This window comes from Mesorhizobium sp. ORM8.1 (genome assembly GCF_053005525.2).
The window spans coordinates 6,446,882-6,464,951 of sequence record NZ_CM132600.1 but is presented as its reverse complement, the minus strand read 5'-3'; the positions used below and the strand labels follow the sequence as shown (position 1 = coordinate 6,464,951).

The window sequence follows — 18,070 nt, the reverse complement described above, 5'->3', positions numbered from 1 at the left end:
TTTATCCCCAGTCAGTTCGCCGCCGCGGTCTGCGCGGAATTGATGGATGCGGTGACGTTGGTGACGAGCGTCTTGACCGAAGCCGCCGTCGCGTCGAACACCGGCGCCGGATAGACGCCGAAGAAGATGACCAGCACCACCAGCGGATAGACGATCACCTTCTCGCGGGTCGAAAGGTCGAGCAGGTTCTTCAGGCTTTCCTTGGTCAGCACGCCGAAGATCACCCGGCGATAGAGCCAGAGCGCGTAAGCCGCCGACAGGATCACGCCGGTGGCGGAAAAGAACGCTACCCAGGTGTTGACCTTGAACACGCCGAGCATGGTCAGGAATTCGCCGATGAAGCCTGAGGTGCCCGGCAGGCCGACATTGGCCATGGTGAAGACCATGAACACGGTGGCGTATTTCGGCATGTTGTTGACCAGGCCGCCATAGGCATCGATCTCGCGCGTGTGCATGCGGTCATAGATGACGCCGACGCACAGGAACAGCGCGCCCGAGACAAGGCCGTGGCTGAGCATCTGGAAGATCGCGCCCTGCACGCCTTCCTGGTTCATGGCGAAGATGCCCATGGTGACGAAGCCCATATGGGCGACCGACGAATAGGCGATCAGCTTCTTCATGTCCTCCTGCATCAGCGCCACCAGCGAGGTGTAGATGATGGCGACGACGGAGAGCGTGAACACCAGCGGTGCGAACATCGCCGACGCTTCCGGAAACATCGGCAGCGAGAAGCGCAGGAAGCCGTACCCGCCCATCTTCAGCAGGATGGCGGCCAGGATGACCGAGCCGGCTGTCGGCGCCTCGACATGGGCGTCGGGCAGCCAGGTGTGCACCGGCCACATCGGCATCTTCACCGCGAAGGAGGCGAAGAAGGCGAGCCACAGCCAAGTCTGCATGTTGGCCGGGAAGTGATGCGTCAAAAGCGTCGCGATATCGGTGGTGCCCGACTGGAAGAACATCGCCATGATGGCGAGCAGCATCAGCACCGAGCCGGCCAGCGTATAGAGGAAGAACTTGAACGAGGCATAGACGCGCCGCTTGCCGCCCCAGACGCCGATGATGATGAACATCGGGATCAGGCCGGCCTCGAAGAAGACGTAGAACAGCACGATGTCGAGCGCGCAGAACACGCCGATCATCAGCGTCTCGAGGATCAGGAAGGCGATCATATAGGCCTTGACCCGCTTCTCGATCGCTTCCCAGGAAGCCAGGATGCAGAACGGCATCAGGAAGGTCGTCAGGATGACGAACAGCATCGAAATGCCGTCGACGCCCATGTGGTAGGAAATGCCCGAATCCAGCCAGGCGTATTTCTCGACGAACTGGAAGCCGGCCTGCGAATTGTCGAAGCCCGTCCAGATGAACAGCGACACCAGGAAGGTGAAGGCCGTCGTGATGAAGGCGATCGCGCGGATGTTGCGACGCCCGTTGTCATTGTCATCGTTGATGAACAGGATGAGCAGAACACCAACCAGCGGCAGGAAGGTGACCAGCGAGAGGATTGGCCAGGCGGTCATCAGAGCATCATCCAGGTGACGAGAGCGGCCACGCCGATCAGCATGGCAAAGGCGTAGTGATAGAGATAGCCGGTCTGCAGCTTGACGACGCGGTTGGTGATGTCGACCACACGCGCCGAGATGCCATCGGGACCGAGCCCGTCAATGATGGCGCCGTCACCGGTCTTCCACAGGAACCTGCCGAGGCGCTTGGCCGGCTGCACGAACAGGAAGTCGTACAGCTCGTCGAAGTACCATTTGTTGAGCAGGAAGGCGTAGAGGCCGCGATGCTGCGCCGCGAGTTCCTTCGGCATGTCGGGACGACGGATATAGAACTGCCAGGCGACGGCAAAGCCGATCAGCATGGCGACGAACGGCGCCAGTTCCACCCAGAGCGGCAGCTCGTGTATTTCGTGCAGGATGTGGTTGTCCGGCATCGTGAACAGCGACGCCTTCCAGAACTCGGCATAACCCTCGCCGATGAAGGCGCCGTGGAAGATGACACCGGCAAACAGCGCGCCGACCGCCAGCACATAGAGCGGCCCCAGCATCACCGGCGGCGATTCATGGACGTGATGCATCACCTCGTGGCTGGCGCGCGGCTCGCCATGGAAGGTCATGAAGATCAGCCGCCAGGAATAGAAGCTGGTGAAGCAGGCCGCGATCACGAGCAGCACGAAAGCCAGGCCCGCGACCGCGTTGTGGCCGGCGAACGAGGTTTCGATGATGGCGTCCTTGGAGAAGAAGCCGGCGGTGCCGATCACCGTCGCCGGGATGCCGACGCCGGTCAGCGCCAGTGTGCCGATCACCATCATCCAATAGGTGTTGGGGATCAGTTTGCGCAGGCCGCCCATCTTGCGCATGTCCTGCTCGTCCGACACGGCGTGGATGACCGAGCCGGAGCCGAGGAACAGCAGCGCCTTGAAGAAGGCATGCGTGAACAGATGGAAGATCGCCGCGCCATAGGCGCCGACGCCGAGCGCCACGAACATGTAGCCGAGCTGCGAGCAGGTCGAATAGGCGATGACGCGCTTGATGTCGTTCTGCACCAGACCGACGGTCGCCGCGAAGAAGGCGGTAAAGGCGCCGATGAAGGTGACGACGGTCAGCGCCGAATGCGACAGCTCGAACAGCGGCGACAGCCTTGCCAGCATAAACACGCCGGCGGTCACCATGGTCGCTGCGTGGATCAGCGCGGAGACCGGCGTCGGGCCTTCCATGGCGTCCGGCAGCCAGGTGTGCAGCGGCACCTGCGCCGACTTGCCCATGGCGCCCATGAAGAGCAGCAGGCAGACCACCGTAAGCGCCGACTGCTTGTCCAGCGCATGACCGAGGAAGGTGAGCACCGCGGCGCCCGCCGGCGCGCCTTCGGCCGGCAGGTAAGTGGCCGCATTGGCAAAGATGGTGCCAAGGTTGACCGAGCCGAACAGCACGAACACACCGAAGATGCCGAGCGCGAAGCCGAAGTCGCCGATGCGGTTGACGACAAAGGCCTTGATGGCCGCGGCATTGGCCGACGGCTTCTTGTACCAGAAGCCGATCAGGAGATAGGAGGCGAGACCGACGCCTTCCCAGCCGAAGAACATCTGGACGAGGTTATCGGCCGTCACCAGCATCAGCATCGCGAAGGTGAACAGCGACAGGTAAGCGAAGAAGCGCGGCCGGTTCGGATCGTGATGCATGTAGCCGATCGAGTAGATGTGGACCAGCGCCGACACGGTGTTGACGACGACCAGCATGACCACCGTCAGCGTGTCGATCCTGAGCGCCCAGGATGCATCGATGCCGCCAGACTGAATCCAGCGCAGCACCGGCACCGTGAACACTTCGCCATGGCCGAAGCCGACGGTGAAGAAGGCGACCCACGACAAAACAGCGGCAATAACCAGGAAGCCGGAGGTGATGTATTCGGACGCCTTGGCGCCGAGCGAATTGCCGAACAGGCCGACAATCAAGAAGCCAAGCAGCGGAAGGAAGACGATAGCCTGATACATGATCGTTCCCGTCAACCCTTCATCGCGCTGACGTCTTCGACCGCGATCGAGCCGCGGTTGCGGAAGAAGACGACAAGAATGGCAAGTCCGATCGCGGCCTCGGCGGCTGCGACCGTCAGCACGAACAGGGCAAAGACCTGTCCGACGAGGTCATGCAGCGCCGCCGAGAAGGCGACGAAATTGATGTTGACCGCAAGCAGGATCAGCTCGACCGACATCAGGATGACGATGATGTTGCGGCGGTTCAAAAAGATGCCGAACACACCGAGCGTGAACAGGATCGCCGATACGGTCAGATAATGTGCGATGCCGACGACCATCTTCAGATACCCTCGCCCGACTTGACCTTGCGGATTTCCATGCCCGTCGCCGGCGTGCGGCCGACCTGGGCGGCGATCGACTGCCGCTTGATCCCTTCCTTGTGGCGCAGCGTGAGCACGATGGCGCCGATCATGGCGACCAGGAGCACGAGGCCCGAAATCTGGAAGTAGTAGAGGTAGTCCGTATAGAGGATGTCGCCGAGTGCTGCCGTGTTGGAGCGCGTGGCGAGATCCGGCGTATGCTTGGCAACCGTCGAGGCGAGCTGCGGCGCGAAGGTGTAGCCGCCGAGCACGACGACCAACTCAATAAACAGGATAATCCCAACCGATGCGCCGATCGGTGCATATTGCAGCGCGCCCTGCTTCATCTCGGCGAAGTCGACGTCGAGCATCATGACGACGAACAGGAATAGCACCATCACCGCGCCGACATAGACGACGAGCAGGATCATCGCCAGGAACTCGGCGCCGGTCAGCATGAACAGGCCGGCGGCGTTGAAGAAGGTGAGGATCAGGAACAGCACCGAATGCACGGGGTTGCGCGACGAAATGACCATGAAGGCCGACGCCACGGCGATAAAGGCGAAGAGGTAGAAAAAGGCCGCCTCTAATCCAGTCAGCATGGGTTCCCCCGGGTTCCAAATTCCGACTCCGACCCGCCTCCGGTTCGAAACCGCGTGTTCCTTAGACGGACGCCGTTGCGCCGTCCACTTTCTTGTTCCTTCTCCCCGTTTACGGGGAGAAGGTGGGCCGAAGGGTCGGATGAGGGGTAACGCCAAGTTTCCAGAAGCTGGCGCCGCCCCTCATCTGCCTGCCGGCATCTTCTCCCCGTAAACGGGGAGAAGCACGCTAATCACCTATAAGGCGAGTCCAGCGCGATATTGCGCGCCAGTTCCCGCTCCCAGCGATCGCCGTTGGCGAGCAGCTTTTCCTTGTTGTAGTAAAGCTCCTCGCGCGTCTCGGTCGCGAACTCGAAATTCGGCCCCTCGACGATGGCGTCGACCGGGCATGCTTCCTGGCAGAAGCCGCAATAGATGCACTTCACCATGTCGATGTCGTAACGCACGGTGCGGCGCGTGCCGTCATTGCGACGCGGGCCTGCCTCGATGGTGATCGCCTGCGCCGGGCAGATCGCTTCGCAGAGCTTGCAGGCAATGCAGCGTTCCTCGCCGTTCGGATAGCGGCGCAGCGCATGCTCGCCGCGGAAGCGCGGGCTGGTCGGCCCCTTCTCGTGCGGATAGTTGATCGTCTCCTTCGGCGCGAAGAACTGCCGCATCGACAGGAAGAAGGCGCTGACGAAATCCTGCAAAAGCAGCGACTTTGCGGCTTGAGTTAGTGCACCCATTTCACTGCCCTCCCAGTTGGTAGCCCGCAAAGGCGCCAACTATCGCCCAGACAGGCGCAACAATCAGAAAATAGAAGAACCCGGGATTTATCGATCCGAGCCCCGGCACCCGAAAATTTCCAGCCCTTGGAGCGAACAGCGCCCGCAAAGTCATGATCATGAAGCCGGCCAGAACAGCAAAACCACCCATGACTGCCGCCCCCAGCAGCGCCGCCATGGATTTGGTCAGATCCGCAATCCAGGGAATATCGATCGTCATCACGCAAACCCCGTGATCTTGAGGAAGGCCGCGGTGGCGACGACCATGAACAGCGAAATCGGCAAAAACACCTTCCAGCCGAGACGCATCAGCTGGTCGTAGCGGTAGCGCGGCACGAACGCCTTCACCATCGAGATGCCGAAGAAGACGAAGCAGACCTTCAGCACGAACCAGATGACGCCGGGCACCCAGGTGAAGGGCGCGAAGTCGAACGGGGCAGCCAGCCGCCAAGGAACAGGATGGTCGCCAACGCGCACATCAGCACGATTGCGACATATTCGCCGAGGAAGAACAGCAGGAACGGCGTCGACGAATATTCGACCATGTGGCCGGCGACGAGTTCCGATTCGGCCTCCACCAGGTCGAAAGGCGGCCGGTTCGTCTCGGCAAGCGCCGAGATGAAGAAGATGATGAACATCGGAAACAGCGCCAGCCAGTTCCAGTCAAGGAACGTGTTGGGCAGCCCGAGCCGCGTGCCAATGCCATCATGCTGCGACAGCACGATATCGCTGAGGTTGAGCGAACCGGCGGTGAGCAGCACGGTGACGATGACGAAGCCGATCGAGACTTCGTACGACACCATTTGCGCGGCCGAGCGCAGCGCGCCGAGGAACGGATATTTCGAATTCGACGCCCAGCCGCCCATGATCACGCCATAGACCTCGAGCGAGGAGATGGCGAAGACATAGAGGATGCCGACATTGACGTTGGCGATCGCCCAGCCGTTCGCGACCGGAATGACCGCCCAGGCCGAGATCGCCAGCACCGCCGACACCAGCGGCGCCAACAGGAAGACGCCCTTGTTGGCGCCCGACGGAATAACCGGCTCCTTGAAGACGAACTTCAGCAGGTCGGCGAAAGCCTGCAGCGTGCCGAACGGACCGACGACGTTCGGACCGCGGCGCAGTTGCACCGCCGCCCAGATCTTGCGGTCGGCGTAAAGAATATAGGCCACGAAGATCAGGAGAACGACGATCAGCACGACCGACTTCAAGAGGATCAGCAGCGCCGGCAGCACGTAGAACGAGAAGAAGGTGTCCATGCTTATTCCGCCGCCTGCTTGAAGCCGCTCTTGGCCAGCGCCGAGCATTCGGCCATCACGGCCGACGCCCGCGCGATCGGGTTGGTCAGGTAGAAATCCTTCACCGGCGACGTGAAGGTGCCCTTGTTCAAGCGGCCGCCGAGCTTCGCCGCCTTGGCGACGTCATCGGCGCTGCCGGCCAGAACCTGGTCGATGCGGGCGAGATGCGGATAGTCGCCATAGAGCTTGGCGCGCAACTGCGGCAGCGAATCGAAGGGCAGCTTCTTGCCGAGCACGTCCGAGAGAGCCCGCAGGATCGCCCAGTCCTCACGCGCCTCGCCTGGCGCGAAGCCGGCGCGGTTGGTCTGCTGCACGCGGCCTTCGGTGTTGACATAGGTGCCCGACTTCTCGGTGTAGGCGGCGGCCGGCAGGATGACGTTGGCGCGATGCGCGCCGGCATCGCCATGCGTGCCGATATAGACGACGAAGGCGCCGCCGGTCTTGGCCATGTCGATCTCGTCGGCGCCGAGCAGGAAGAGCAGATCCGTCTCGCCAAGCATGCCGGCGACATCCTTGCCACCCTCGCCCGGCACGAAGCCGACATCGAGGCCGCCGACCCGGGCCGCCGCGTTGTGCAGTACCGCAAAGCCGTTCCAGTCGGCGGTGACCGCGTTGACGGCCACAGCCAGCCTGGCCGCCTGGCCGAGCACCGCGGCGCCATCGGAACGGGCCAAAGCGCCCTGGCCGACGATGATCAGCGGACGGGTCGCCTTGCTCAGCACCTCGAAGAACTTGCCGGCGCCATCCGCCAGCCCCTTCAGGGATTCAGGACCGGCGCCGATCAGCTCATAGTCATAACGGGTGTCGCCGACCTCGCCGATGACGCCGACCGGCAGATTGCCGAGGCGCCAGCGCTTGCGGATGCGGGTGTTGAGCACCGAAGCCTCGAAGCGCGGATTGGCGCCGATGATCAGCACCGCGTCGGCCTGCTCGATGCCTTCGATGGTCGGGTTGAAGATGTAGCTGGCGCGGCCGAGCGAGGGATCGAGTGCTGCGCCGTCCTGACGGCAATCGATGTTCTTCGAGCCGAGCGCGGCCATCAGAAGCTTGAGCGCGTAGATTTCCTCGACCGCCGCGAGGTCGCCGGCGATGGCGCCGATCCGCTCGGGCGTGGTCTTCGACACCTGTTCCTTGATCGCGGCGAAGGCTTCCGCCCAGCTTGCCGCTGCCAGCTTGCCGTTCTTGCGCACATAGGGGCGGTCGAGGCGCTGCGTGCGCAAGCCGTCCCAGATGAAGCGGGTCTTGTCTGAGATCCATTCCTCGTTCACCGCTTCGTTGACGCGCGGCAGGATGCGCATCACTTCACGGCCTCTGCTGTCGACGCGGATCGCCGAACCGACGGCGTCCATGACGTCGATCGATTCCGTCTTGGTCAGCTCCCACGGCCGCGCCTGGAAGGCGAACGGCTTGGAGGTCAGCGCGCCGACCGGGCAAAGATCGATGACATTGCCCTGCAGCTCCGAGGTCATCGCGCTTTCGAGATAGGTGGTGATCTCGGCGTCCTCGCCGCGGCCGATCAGGCCAAGCTCGGAAATGCCGGCGACCTCGGTGGTGAAGCGGACGCAGCGCGTGCAGTGGATGCAGCGGTTCATCACCGTCTTCACCAGCGGGCCGATATACTTGTCTTCGACCGCGCGCTTGTTCTCGTGATAGCGCGAGGAATCGACGCCGAAGGCCATGGCCTGGTCCTGCAGGTCGCACTCGCCACCCTGGTCGCAGATCGGGCAATCCAGCGGATGGTTGATCAGCAGGAATTCCATCACGCCTTCGCGGGCCTTCTTGACCATCGGCGTGTTGGTGAAGATTTCCGGCGGCTCGCCATTCGGGCCGGGGCGCAGGTCACGCACGCCCATGGCGCAGGAGGCCTGCGGCTTGGGCGGGCCGCCCTTCACCTCGATCAGGCACATGCGGCAGTTGCCGGCGATGGAAAGCCGTTCGTGGAAGCAGAAGCGCGGCACTTCCGCACCGGCATCCTCCGCCGCCTGCAGCAGCGTGTAGTGGTCGGGTACCGTGATCTCTTTCCCGTCGACCTTGAGCTTTGCCATTCGCCTCAAACCCCTGCGGATGTCCCGCAATCCATCTTTGCGGACGCGGCTGGAGCCGCGTCCGGCATTTCATTTCACTTCTTGGCGGCGAGCGCCGCCGCTTGCCTGGCCCAGTCGTCGCGGCCGATGCGGCCGGCAAGCGACAAATAATCCTCGACCCAGGCGATCTCCTCGGATGTCCACGCGGCGATCTGGCCATAGGTCCAGATGCCGAGGCCGTTGAGCACCTTCTCCAGCTTCGGGCCGATGCCCGAAATCGCCTTCAGGTCCGACGGCTTGGCAGGCTTGTCGATCGCCTTCGGCTGCCTGAAATCCTCAGGCATCAGCCCGGCTGCCGCAGGCTCGGCAACCGCATCGGTGTGCGTCGCGTCGAGTGCCTTTTCGGTGGCGTTCGCCGCGATGTCGGTCACGTCGCGGGCAAAAGTCTGTGCGTCGGCGATCAGCGTTTCGGTCGCCTTGCGCGCCTTGGAGGAATTGGCCGCCGCTTCGTTCTGCGCCTCGAGGTCGTCGAGGAACGGCTGGAACATGCGCTGCGACGCTTCGAGCGCCCCGGTGAACGCGCCCATCCACATGCCGACGGCGTGGTTGGCCAGACCGATGCCGAGCGCCGACATCGCCGCCGCGCCGGCGACGGGATGCACCATGAGGTTGACGGCGCTGGCCATCTCCTCGGCATCATCCTGGTCAGGTCCTGGTTCATCTTCTCGAATTGTTCCAAATCGGGCATCAACGGGTAAGGTATCGAATACGGCGCCATAGAAATCTCCTGGTCGTTTCTTCGTATGCCCCGCCCCCAGCTTTTTCGTCTCGGGCTCTCGCCCGCATTCCAATTCTATTCCGCCGCAACCATCACCGGCTCTGCTCGGTGCGCGTTGCGCGAAAACTCGTCGATACGGCGCTCAACCTCACCGCGGAAATGCCGCATCAGGCCCTGGATCGGCCAGGCAGCCGCGTCGCCCAGCGCGCAGATCGTGTGGCCTTCGACCTGCTTGGTGACGTCAAGCAGCATGTCGATCTCGCGCTTCTGCGCCTCGCCGCGCACCAGCCGTTCCATCACTCGCCACATCCAGCCGGTGCCTTCGCGGCACGGCGTGCATTGGCCGCAGCTCTCATGCTTGTAGAAGTAGGCCAGCCTGGCGATCGCCTTCACGATATCGGTCGACTTGTCCATGACGATGACAGCCGCCGTGCCGAGGCCGGATTTGAGATCGCGCAGCGCGTCGAAATCCATCGGCGTGTCCATGATCTGCGCCGCCGGCACCAGCGGCACCGAAGCACCGCCCGGGATGACCGCCAAAAGATTGTCCCAGCCGCCGCGAATGCCGCCGCAATGCGTCTCGATCAGCTCGCGGAACGGGATCGACATCGCTTCTTCGACGGTGCACGGATTGTTGACGTGGCCGGAGATGCAGAACAGCTTGGTGCCCGCATTGTTCGGCCGGCCGAAGGACGAGAACCAGGCAGCGCCGCGGCGCAGGATGGTCGGCGCCACGGCAATCGATTCGACATTGTTCACGGTTGTCGGACAACCATACAAGCCGACATTGGCCGGGAATGGCGGCTTCAACCGGGGCTGGCCCTTCTTGCCTTCGAGGCTTTCGAGCAGCGCCGTCTCCTCGCCGCAGATATAGGCGCCGGCGCCGTGATGCATGTAGATGTCGAAATCATAGCCGGACGTGTTGTTCTTGCCGATCAGCTTGGCCGCATAGGCTTCATCGATGGCGCGCTGCAGCGCCTCGCGCTCGCGGATGAACTCGCCGCGCACATAGATGTAGGCGGCAACCGCGCCCATCGCGAAGCCGGCGATGAACGATCCCTCGACCAGCGTGTGCGGATCGTTGCGCAGGATATCCCGGTCCTTGCAGGTGCCCGGCTCGGATTCATCGGCGTTGACAACCAGATAGCTCGGCCGGCCGTCGCTCTGCTTAGGCATGAACGACCATTTCAACCCGGTCGGGAAGCCGGCGCCGCCACGGCCGCGCAGGCCTGATGCCTTCATCTCATTGACGATCCAGTCGCGCCCCTTGGCGATGATGCCGGGCGTATTGTCCCAGGCGCCGCGCGCCATGGCGCCGGCCAGCGACTTGTCGAACAGGCCGTAGATGTTGGTGAAGATGCGATCTTTGTCCTGAAGCATTTTTCGTCCCTCAGACCGGCTTCTTGCCGAAGACGCGGATGTATTCGGCGACGCCGCCCTTGGCGAGCGCCTTGGCCTGCTCGACCCAGTCGTCACGGTCGATGCGGCCGCGGAAGTTGAGATAGCCGTCGACCCAATCGCGCTCGGCCTTCTTCCAGGCGGCGACCTGCGCGAAGGTGTAGATGCCGAGCGAATGCAGGATAGCCTCGATCTTCGGACCGACGCCGGAGATGAGCTTGAGATCGTCGACCGTGGCCGGCCGCTCGATGCCGGTTGGACGGCTCTTGTCGTCGAGTGAAGGCTTCGCCGTTTTGGCCACGGGCTGCTTGGTTTCCGGCGCCCTGAAAGCAGTGGCCGGTTCGGCCTTCGTCTTCGGCCCGCTGCGCGGCTTGGAAACCGCCTCGACTTCCGGCGCCGCCTGGTTGGCGTTGGCGGCCGAATGGCGCGGCGGCCTGACGCTGGCTGCCTTTTCGACTGCCGGCGCGACCTTGACAGGCGACGGCGTCGTCAGCGCCGGGCTGGTTTCGAGCGCATCGGTCTTCGGCTTGCTTGATTTCGACGGTGCTACCGGAGCCGCCGCAACTGGCGCTGCAGGCGCCTGTGAGACGGTGGCGGCGGGCACGGCAGCCGGCACTGCCGCATCCTTGACGGATGCCGTCGCCGCAGCTTCCTTGGCGGCCTTGGCAACCGCCTTGGCTTCCTTGTCGCGGGTCGACTTCAGGATCGCCTTCTCGCTCGTCAGGCTGGTGAGACCCGAAGCCGGCTCCGAACCGGTGCGGCCATCCTGCGGACCGGGCGCCACCGAAGCGCCCTTGCCGGCATCGTAGAGGTCGATGATTTCGGCGAGCCGCTCGGGCGTCAGGTCCTCGAACGTATCCTTGAAGATCATCACCATCGGCGCGTTGACGCAGGCGCCGAGGCACTCGACCTCCTCCCACGACAGCGTGCCTTTGTCGTTGGTGTGGAACTGGTCGTGATGGATCTTCGAGCGACAGACATCCATCAGCGCTTCCGAGCCGCGCAGCATGCAAGGCGTGGTGCCGCAGACCTGGATATGGGCGCGGGTGCCGACAGGATTGAGCTGGTACTGCGTGTAGAAGGTCGCCACCTCCAGCCCGCGGATGCGCGGCATGTCGAGCATGTCGCAGATCGTTTCGATCGCCGCCTTGGTGACCCAGCCTTCCTGTTCCTGCGCGATCATCAGCAACGGGATGATGGCGGATTGCTCGCGCCCCTTCGGATATTTGGCGATCCACTGCTGCGCCGCCGCCGTGTTCGCCTTGTTGAAGGCGAAGGAAGCTGGCTGGACGCTGGCATCTGCGAGACGGCGGACTGACATTAGCGATCGACCTCACCAAACACGATGTCGAGGGAGCCGAGAACGGCCGTGACGTCGGCCAGCATGTGGCCGCGGCACAGGAAATCCATCGCCTGCAGATGCGCGAAGCCGGGCGCGCGCAGCTTGCAGCGATAGGGCTTATTGGTGCCGTCGGAGACCATATAGACGCCGAATTCACCCTTCGGCGCCTCGACGGCCGCATAGACTTCGCCGGCCGGCACGCGATAGCCCTCGGTGTAGAGCTTGAAGTGATGGATCAGCGCTTCCATCGAGCGCTTCATCGCCTGGCGCTTCGGCGGCACGACCTTGCCGTCGAGGTTCGACACCGGGCCAGCACTTTCCTTGCCGAGCAGCAGATCGATGCACTGGCGCATGATCTTCGCCGACTGGCGCATCTCTTCCATGCGCACAAGGTAACGGTCGTAGCAGTCGCCGTTCTTGCCGATCGGGATGTCGAAATCCATCTCGGAATAGCATTCATAGGGCTGCGATTTGCGCAGGTCCCAGGCTGCACCCGAGCCGCGCACCATGACGCCGGAGAAACCCCAGGCCCAGGCGTCGGCCAGCGAAACAATGCCGATATCGACATTGCGCTGCTTGAAGATGCGGTTGCCGGTGAGCAGCTTGTCGAGATCGTCGAGCGACTTCAGGAACGGGTCGATCCACTTGCCGATGTCCTCGACCAGTTGGCGCGGCAGGTCCTGGTGTACGCCGCCCGGCCGAAAATAGGCCGCATGCATGCGCGAGCCAGAGGCGCGCTCATAGAACACCATCAGCTTTTCGCGCTCGACGAAGCCCCACAGCGGCGGCGTCAGCGCGCCGACGTCCATCGCCTGCGTCGTCACATTGAGGATGTGCGACATGATGCGGCCGATTTCGGAGTAGAGCACACGGATCAGCTGACCGCGCCTCGGCACCTCGATGCCGAGCAGCCGCTCGGCGGCCAAAGCGAAGGCATGCTCCTGGTTCATCGGCGCGCAATAGTCGAGCCGGTCGAGATAGGGCACGGCCTGCAGATAGGTCTTGGCCTCGATCAGCTTCTCGGTGCCGCGATGCAAGAGCCCGATATGCGGATCGACACGGTCGACCACTTCGCCGTCCAGCTCCAGCACCAGGCGCAAAACACCGTGCGCCGCAGGGTGCTGCGGTCCGAAGTTGATGTTGAAATTGCGGACGGAGGTTTCAGCCATCGTGGCGCCTCAATTTGCCTTCGCCTTTTCATCGCCCGGCAGAACGTAATCCGTTCCCTCCCAAGGGCTCAAAAAGTCGAAGTTTCTGAACTCTTGCTTCAATTCCACCGGCTCGTAGATGACGCGCTTGGCTTCGTCGTCGTAGCGCACCTCGACGAAGCCGGTCAGCGGGAAATCCTTGCGCAGCGGATGGCCGTCGAAGCCGTAGTCGGTGAGGATGCGACGCAGGTCCGGATGGCCGGAAAACAGCACGCCGTAGAGGTCGTAGGTCTCGCGCTCGAACCAGTCGGCGCCGGGATAGACGCCGGTCAGCGACGGCACCAACGTTTCCTCGTCGGCATGGACCTTGAGCCGGATGCGGACGTTCTGCTTCGGCGACAACAGATGATAGACGACGTCGAAGCGCCTGGCGCGCGACGGATAGTCGGCGCCGCAAACGTCGATGATCGAGATGAACTGGCAGCGCGGATCGTCGCGCAGGAAAGTCGCCACTTCGATCAGATTGCCCGGCTCGACCAGAAGCGTCAACTCGCCATAGGCCAGCACGGCCTCGCCGATGCGACCGGCCAGTTTCTCGCCGAGATAGGTGGAGAGTTCGTTCAACGCCTGGGTCATCGGCTCACCGTTCGATCGTGCCGGTGCGGCGGATCTTCTTCTGCAGAAGGAGAATGCCGTAGAGCAGCGCTTCGGCGCTCGGCGGGCAGCCGGGCACATAGATGTCGACCGGCACGATGCGGTCGCAGCCGCGCACCACCGAATAGGAATAGTGGTAATAACCGCCGCCATTGGCGCAGGAGCCCATCGAGATGACGTAGCGCGGCTCCGGCATCTGGTCGTAGACCTTGCGCAGCGCCGGCGCCATCTTGTTGGTCAGCGTGCCGGCCACGATCATGATGTCGGACTGGCGCGGAGACGCTCGCGGCGCGACACCGAAACGCTCCGAATCGTAGCGCGGCATCGAGGTATGGATCATCTCGACCGCGCAGCAGGCAAGGCCGAAGGTCATGAACATCAGCGAGCCGCTGCGCGCCCAGGTGATCAGCGCTTCGGTCGAGGTGACAAGGAAACCCTTGTCGGCCAGCTCGTTGTTGATTTCGAGGAAGAAGGGATCGTCCTCCCCCACCGGCCGACCGGTGTTGGGGTCGATGATACCCTTGGGCTTCGGCGCGACGAGGGTGCCTGAACTATCGTTCAATCCCATTCCAGCGCTCCTTTTTTCCATTCATAGGCAAAGCCGATGGTCAGCACCGCCAAAAACACCATCATCGACCAGAAACCGAGCATGCCGATTTTCGAGAAGGAGACGGCCCACGGAAACAGGAAGGCCACTTCCAGGTCGAAGATGATGAACAGGATCGACACCAGGTAGAAACGGATGTCGAATTTCATGCGGGCATCGTCGAACGAATTAAACCCGCATTCATAGGCGGAAAGCTTTTCCGGATCGGGATTGCGGTAGGCCACCAGGAACGGCGCCACCAGCAGCGCCAGGCCGACGACCAGCGCCACGGCGATGAACAGGACGATCGGCAGGTACGAACTCAGGAGTGCGCTCATGCGGCGGCTTTCCTCGGCGGGCCAGTTCACTTTGATTACAGCAACGAACTCTAATGCGGAAGCGTGACAGTTTAACCGCTGAACCGTTTTAAGAGGCCCATGCTGCAACGCGGCGAGGGTTAGCGCAGCGGTTTCAGCGAAGCAAGTCAAACCTTGTTCAAATTACCGCCCTGGACGCCATATCGGAGGAAACTGGTCCGATCCCATCCGGTTTGATTTCCTTCGCTTTTTACTCCACTTTTGTCTCCTGACACATCTCCCGCCATTTGCCTGCTAGCATCACCGGAATCACCGGCTAAAAATCCGGCAAACGATCAGGGCAAGGGCGCCTGGATGAAGGACAAGATTTCGCTTCGTATGGCCCGGCGCATCGCGCTCGGCGCGCAAGGTTTCACCGACCCGCGGCCTTCCGGCGCACCCGACCGGCGCCACCTCGCCCGCGTTCTCTCCCGCACCGGCCTGCTGCAGATCGATTCCGTCAGCGCCGTGGTGCGGGCGCACTATATGCCGCTCTATTCGCGCCTTGGCCCCTACCCGCTCGCGCTGCTCGACAACGCCGCCGTCACCCGCAAGCGCACCGTGTTCGAATACTGGGCGCATGAAGCCTCCTTCCTGCCGGTCGAGACCTGGCCGCTGATGCGCTGGCGCATGCAGCGCGCCGAGCAAGGCGACGAAATGTATCTCGGCCTCGCCAAATGGGGGCGTGAACGCAAAGAGTTGATCGACGAGATCTATGGGCAAGTCGCCGAACGCGGCCCGATCGCCGCCTCCGACATAGAAGGCCACAAAGGCAATGGCGGCTGGTGGGGCTGGAGCGAGGCCAAGCACGCCTTCGAATGGCTGTTCTGGGTCGGTCGCATCACCACCGCCTACCGGCGCGGCTTCGAGCGCTACTACGATCTGCCGGAGCGTGTGCTGCCGCAGGCCGTGCTCGACCTGCCTGTCCCTTCCGTCGAGGACGCGCATCGCGAATTGCTGCGCATTTCCGCCCGCGCCCACGGCATCGCCACCTATGGCAACTTGCGCGACTATTTCCGTCTGGCGCCCGGCGACACCAAGGACCGCATCGAGGAACTGGTCGAAATGGGCGAGTTGCTGCCGGTGAGCGTCGAAGGCTGGGACAGGACCGCCTATCTGCACAAGGATGCCCGTTTTCCCCGCCGGATCGAGGCGCGTGCCTTGCTCGCGCCGTTCGACCCGGTTGTCTTCGAACGCACGCGCACCGAAAAACTCTTCAATTTCCGCTACCGCATCGAAATCTACACGCCGGCCGAAAAGCGCCAATACGGCTATTACGTGTTGCCCTTCCTGCTCGGCGACCGGATCGTCGCCCGCGTCGACCTCCGCGCCGACCGTCCGGCAGGCGTGCTGCGCGTCCATGCCGCCTATGCCGAGCCCGACGCGCCGCCGGAGACAGCCGCTCAGCTCTTCGAGGAATTGAAGCAGATGCAGGCCTGGCTCGGCCTGGAAAGCATCGAGGTGACGCCGGCCGGCGATTTGGGACCGGCGCTGGCCGACATCGCAGTGTCGTAGCCACGCGTTGACACCGCTGCCTCCAAAAGCCTAAATCCGCTTCAGACGGTCCCCTGCCCGCAACGGCAAGGGCCAAGAGGGAATGCGGTGCGGGCGAGAAAAACCCAAATCCGCGGCTGTCCCGCAACTGTAAGCGACGAGCCAAAGCCGAAAACCACTGGGATGTTCCCGGGAAGGCGGCTACTCAAGGCGACGACTCGCGAGCCAGGAGACCTGCCGTCTGAGAGAAAGAATCCGATCGCCCGGCGGGTTTCCGGGTAAGGAGCCCGGCTTTTTGGACCACAACGGCAGTTTTTCGGCTGGCACAGCGGACAATTCGTCCGACGACGGCGACGCTTTGGCCGGCGTGACCGTCATCGTCTGCGCTTCCTGCCGCGATGAGGCCGGCTCCGATGGCCACCCGCGCGCCGGCGAGTTGCTTGCCGAGGACACCCGCCGCGCCGCCTGCGATGACAAGATCCGCGTCCGCACCGTCGAATGCCTCGGCAATTGCAAGCGCCGGCTGAGCGCCGCGATCCTGCGCGACGGCTGCTGGAGTTATGTTTTCGGCGACCTGACCACGACCAGTGGCGCCGACCTCGTTGCCGGCGCAAAGCTCTTCGCCACGTCGGCCGACGGTCTCATCCCGTGGCGCGGCCGCCCCGATTGCCTCAAGCGCGGCCTCGTTGCCCGCATCCCTCCCCTCGACATGCTGAAGGACTGACCATGAGCGCTCCAAATACGGCCGGCAACCTCTCCCGTGTTCCCTGCACCGTCGTCACAGGCTTCCTCGGCGCCGGCAAGACGACGCTGGTCCGCCACCTGCTGGAGAATGCCGGCGGCAAGCGCATCGCCATCATCGTCAACGAGTTCGGCGACATCGGCATCGACGGCGAAATCCTGAAAGGCTGCGGCATCGACACCTGCCCGGAGGAAAACATCGTCGAACTGGCCAATGGCTGCATCTGCTGCACCGTCGCCGATGATTTCGTGCCGGCGCTCGACCAGATTCTTGCGCTGACGCCGAAGGTCGACCACATCCTGATCGAGACTTCGGGCCTCGCTCTGCCAAAGCCGCTGGTCCAGGCTTTCCAATGGCCGACGGTGAAGAGCCGGGTGACCGTGGACGGCGTCATTGCCGTGGTCGACGGCCCGGCGCTCGCCGAAGGCCGCATCGCCAACGACATGGACGCTTTGCAGGCGCAGCGCGCCCAGGATGACAGCCTCGACCACGACGACCCGGTCGAGGAAGTGTTCGAGGACCAGATCGCCTGTGCCGACCTGATCATCCTGTCGAAGAACGACCTGATGGACGCCGCCGGCTCGGCCCGCGCCAACGCCATCATCGGCGAACACTCGGCCCGCGCGGTCAAAATCGTGCCGACCTCGCATGGCAAGGTCGATCCCTCGGTGCTGCTCGGCCTCGGCCTCGCCGTCGAGGACGACATCGAGAACCGCAAGTCCCATCACGACGGCGCCTTCGACCACGAGCATGACGACTTCGACACGTTCATTGTCGACATTCCCTCGATCGCCAATCCGGACGAGCTGGCAAAGCGCGTCGCCACCGCCGCCGAAAAGGAAAACGTGCTGCGCGTGAAGGGTTTCGTCGAAGTCGGCGGCAAGCCGATGCGGCTTCTGCTGCAGGCCGTCGGCCCGCGCGTCAACCACTACTATGACCGCGCCTGGACGGCCGAGGACGATCGGCGTTCGCGTCTCGTCGTCATCGGCCTCAAGGGGCTGAACCGCCCGGCGATCGAGGCTATACTCGCCGGCTGACGCCAACCGACCTAGG

General features: G+C 63.2%; 16 protein-coding genes, 2 pseudogenes and 1 riboswitch. Of the genes and pseudogenes, 3 read left to right on the top strand and 15 right to left on the bottom strand.

Annotated elements, in window-relative coordinates; all coding sequences use genetic code 11:
* Positions 1-11: 11 nt before the first annotated feature.
* The 15 genes and pseudogenes from ACVDG8_RS32210 to ACVDG8_RS32140 form a co-directional block, all read right to left on the bottom strand.
* A complete protein-coding gene (locus ACVDG8_RS32210) occupies positions 12-1,517 on the bottom strand; it encodes an NADH-quinone oxidoreductase subunit M (RefSeq protein WP_455707380.1) in 1,506 nt (501 codons plus the stop codon).
* Entirely contained in the window at positions 1,517-3,490 is a 1,974-nt protein-coding gene (gene nuoL, locus ACVDG8_RS32205) for an NADH-quinone oxidoreductase subunit L (protein ID WP_447252074.1), read from the bottom strand. The genes ACVDG8_RS32210 and nuoL overlap by 1 nt, the downstream gene beginning before the upstream one ends.
* 11 nt (positions 3,491-3,501) lie before the next feature.
* On the bottom strand, positions 3,502-3,810 hold the full coding sequence (nuoK, locus tag ACVDG8_RS32200) for an NADH-quinone oxidoreductase subunit NuoK (RefSeq protein ID WP_040982022.1): 309 nt from the start codon (positions 3,808-3,810) through the stop codon (positions 3,502-3,504).
* 2 nt (positions 3,811-3,812) lie between these two features.
* The gene (locus ACVDG8_RS32195) at positions 3,813-4,433 is read right to left on the bottom strand and encodes an NADH-quinone oxidoreductase subunit J (RefSeq protein ID WP_447252073.1); all 621 of its coding nucleotides are present in this window, start codon (positions 4,431-4,433) and stop codon (positions 3,813-3,815) included.
* Between the two features lie 230 nt (positions 4,434-4,663).
* A complete protein-coding gene (gene nuoI / locus ACVDG8_RS32190; protein ID WP_447252072.1) occupies positions 4,664-5,155 on the bottom strand; it encodes an NADH-quinone oxidoreductase subunit NuoI in 492 nt (163 codons plus the stop codon).
* Between the two features lies 1 nt (position 5,156).
* The gene (locus ACVDG8_RS32185; RefSeq protein ID WP_447252071.1) at positions 5,157-5,414 is read right to left on the bottom strand and encodes a hypothetical protein; all 258 of its coding nucleotides are present in this window, start codon (positions 5,412-5,414) and stop codon (positions 5,157-5,159) included.
* A pseudogene (nuoH, locus tag ACVDG8_RS32180) lies at positions 5,414-6,456 on the bottom strand (NADH-quinone oxidoreductase subunit NuoH). The gene ACVDG8_RS32185 and the pseudogene nuoH overlap by 1 nt, the downstream one beginning before the upstream one ends.
* 2 nt (positions 6,457-6,458) lie before the next feature.
* On the bottom strand, positions 6,459-8,540 hold the full coding sequence (gene nuoG / locus ACVDG8_RS32175) for an NADH-quinone oxidoreductase subunit NuoG (protein ID WP_447252069.1): 2,082 nt from the start codon (positions 8,538-8,540) through the stop codon (positions 6,459-6,461).
* A 74-nt stretch (positions 8,541-8,614) separates the two neighbouring features.
* A pseudogene (locus ACVDG8_RS32170) lies at positions 8,615-9,297 on the bottom strand (NADH-ubiquinone dehydrogenase).
* A 75-nt stretch (positions 9,298-9,372) separates the two neighbouring features.
* Positions 9,373-10,677, bottom strand: coding sequence for an NADH-quinone oxidoreductase subunit NuoF (gene nuoF, locus ACVDG8_RS32165; protein ID WP_447252067.1), 1,305 nt, complete (start codon positions 10,675-10,677; stop codon positions 9,373-9,375).
* A gap of 10 nt (positions 10,678-10,687) precedes the next feature.
* Positions 10,688-12,016 (bottom strand): NADH-quinone oxidoreductase subunit E, encoded by a 1,329-nt coding sequence (locus tag ACVDG8_RS32160; RefSeq protein WP_447252066.1) that lies wholly within the window; start codon positions 12,014-12,016, stop codon positions 10,688-10,690.
* Complete coding sequence (locus tag ACVDG8_RS32155) at positions 12,016-13,206, bottom strand: NADH-quinone oxidoreductase subunit D (RefSeq protein WP_447252065.1); 1,191 nt, start codon at positions 13,204-13,206, stop codon at positions 12,016-12,018. Before ACVDG8_RS32155 ends, ACVDG8_RS32160 begins: the two co-directional genes overlap by 1 nt.
* A 9-nt stretch (positions 13,207-13,215) precedes the next feature.
* Positions 13,216-13,821 (bottom strand): NADH-quinone oxidoreductase subunit C, encoded by a 606-nt coding sequence (locus ACVDG8_RS32150; RefSeq protein WP_447252064.1) that lies wholly within the window; start codon positions 13,819-13,821, stop codon positions 13,216-13,218.
* A 4-nt stretch (positions 13,822-13,825) separates the two neighbouring features.
* Positions 13,826-14,407 (bottom strand): NuoB/complex I 20 kDa subunit family protein, encoded by a 582-nt coding sequence (locus tag ACVDG8_RS32145; protein WP_013531090.1) that lies wholly within the window; start codon positions 14,405-14,407, stop codon positions 13,826-13,828.
* Positions 14,398-14,763 carry an NADH-quinone oxidoreductase subunit A gene (locus ACVDG8_RS32140; protein ID WP_371010414.1) on the bottom strand — a complete coding sequence of 122 codons (366 nt, stop codon included), beginning with the start codon at positions 14,761-14,763 and terminating at the stop codon, positions 14,398-14,400. Before ACVDG8_RS32140 ends, ACVDG8_RS32145 begins: the two co-directional genes overlap by 10 nt.
* Positions 14,764-15,096: 333 nt before the next feature.
* Between ACVDG8_RS32140 and ACVDG8_RS32135 the strand changes: the two genes are divergently transcribed.
* The 3 genes from ACVDG8_RS32135 to cobW all read left to right on the top strand — a co-directional run bounded on the left by ACVDG8_RS32135 (position 15,097) and on the right by cobW (position 18,054).
* The gene (locus ACVDG8_RS32135) at positions 15,097-16,296 is read left to right on the top strand and encodes a winged helix-turn-helix domain-containing protein (protein ID WP_447252063.1); all 1,200 of its coding nucleotides are present in this window, start codon (positions 15,097-15,099) and stop codon (positions 16,294-16,296) included.
* A gap of 29 nt (positions 16,297-16,325) precedes the next feature.
* A riboswitch (cobalamin riboswitch) is annotated at positions 16,326-16,531 on the top strand.
* Between the two features lie 39 nt (positions 16,532-16,570).
* Positions 16,571-16,999 carry a DUF1636 family protein gene (locus tag ACVDG8_RS32130; RefSeq protein ID WP_447252062.1) on the top strand — a complete coding sequence of 143 codons (429 nt, stop codon included), beginning with the start codon at positions 16,571-16,573 and terminating at the stop codon, positions 16,997-16,999.
* A gap of 2 nt (positions 17,000-17,001) precedes the next feature.
* Entirely contained in the window at positions 17,002-18,054 is a 1,053-nt protein-coding gene (cobW, locus tag ACVDG8_RS32125; protein WP_447252061.1) for a cobalamin biosynthesis protein CobW, read from the top strand.
* Positions 18,055-18,070: the final 16 nt, after the last annotated feature.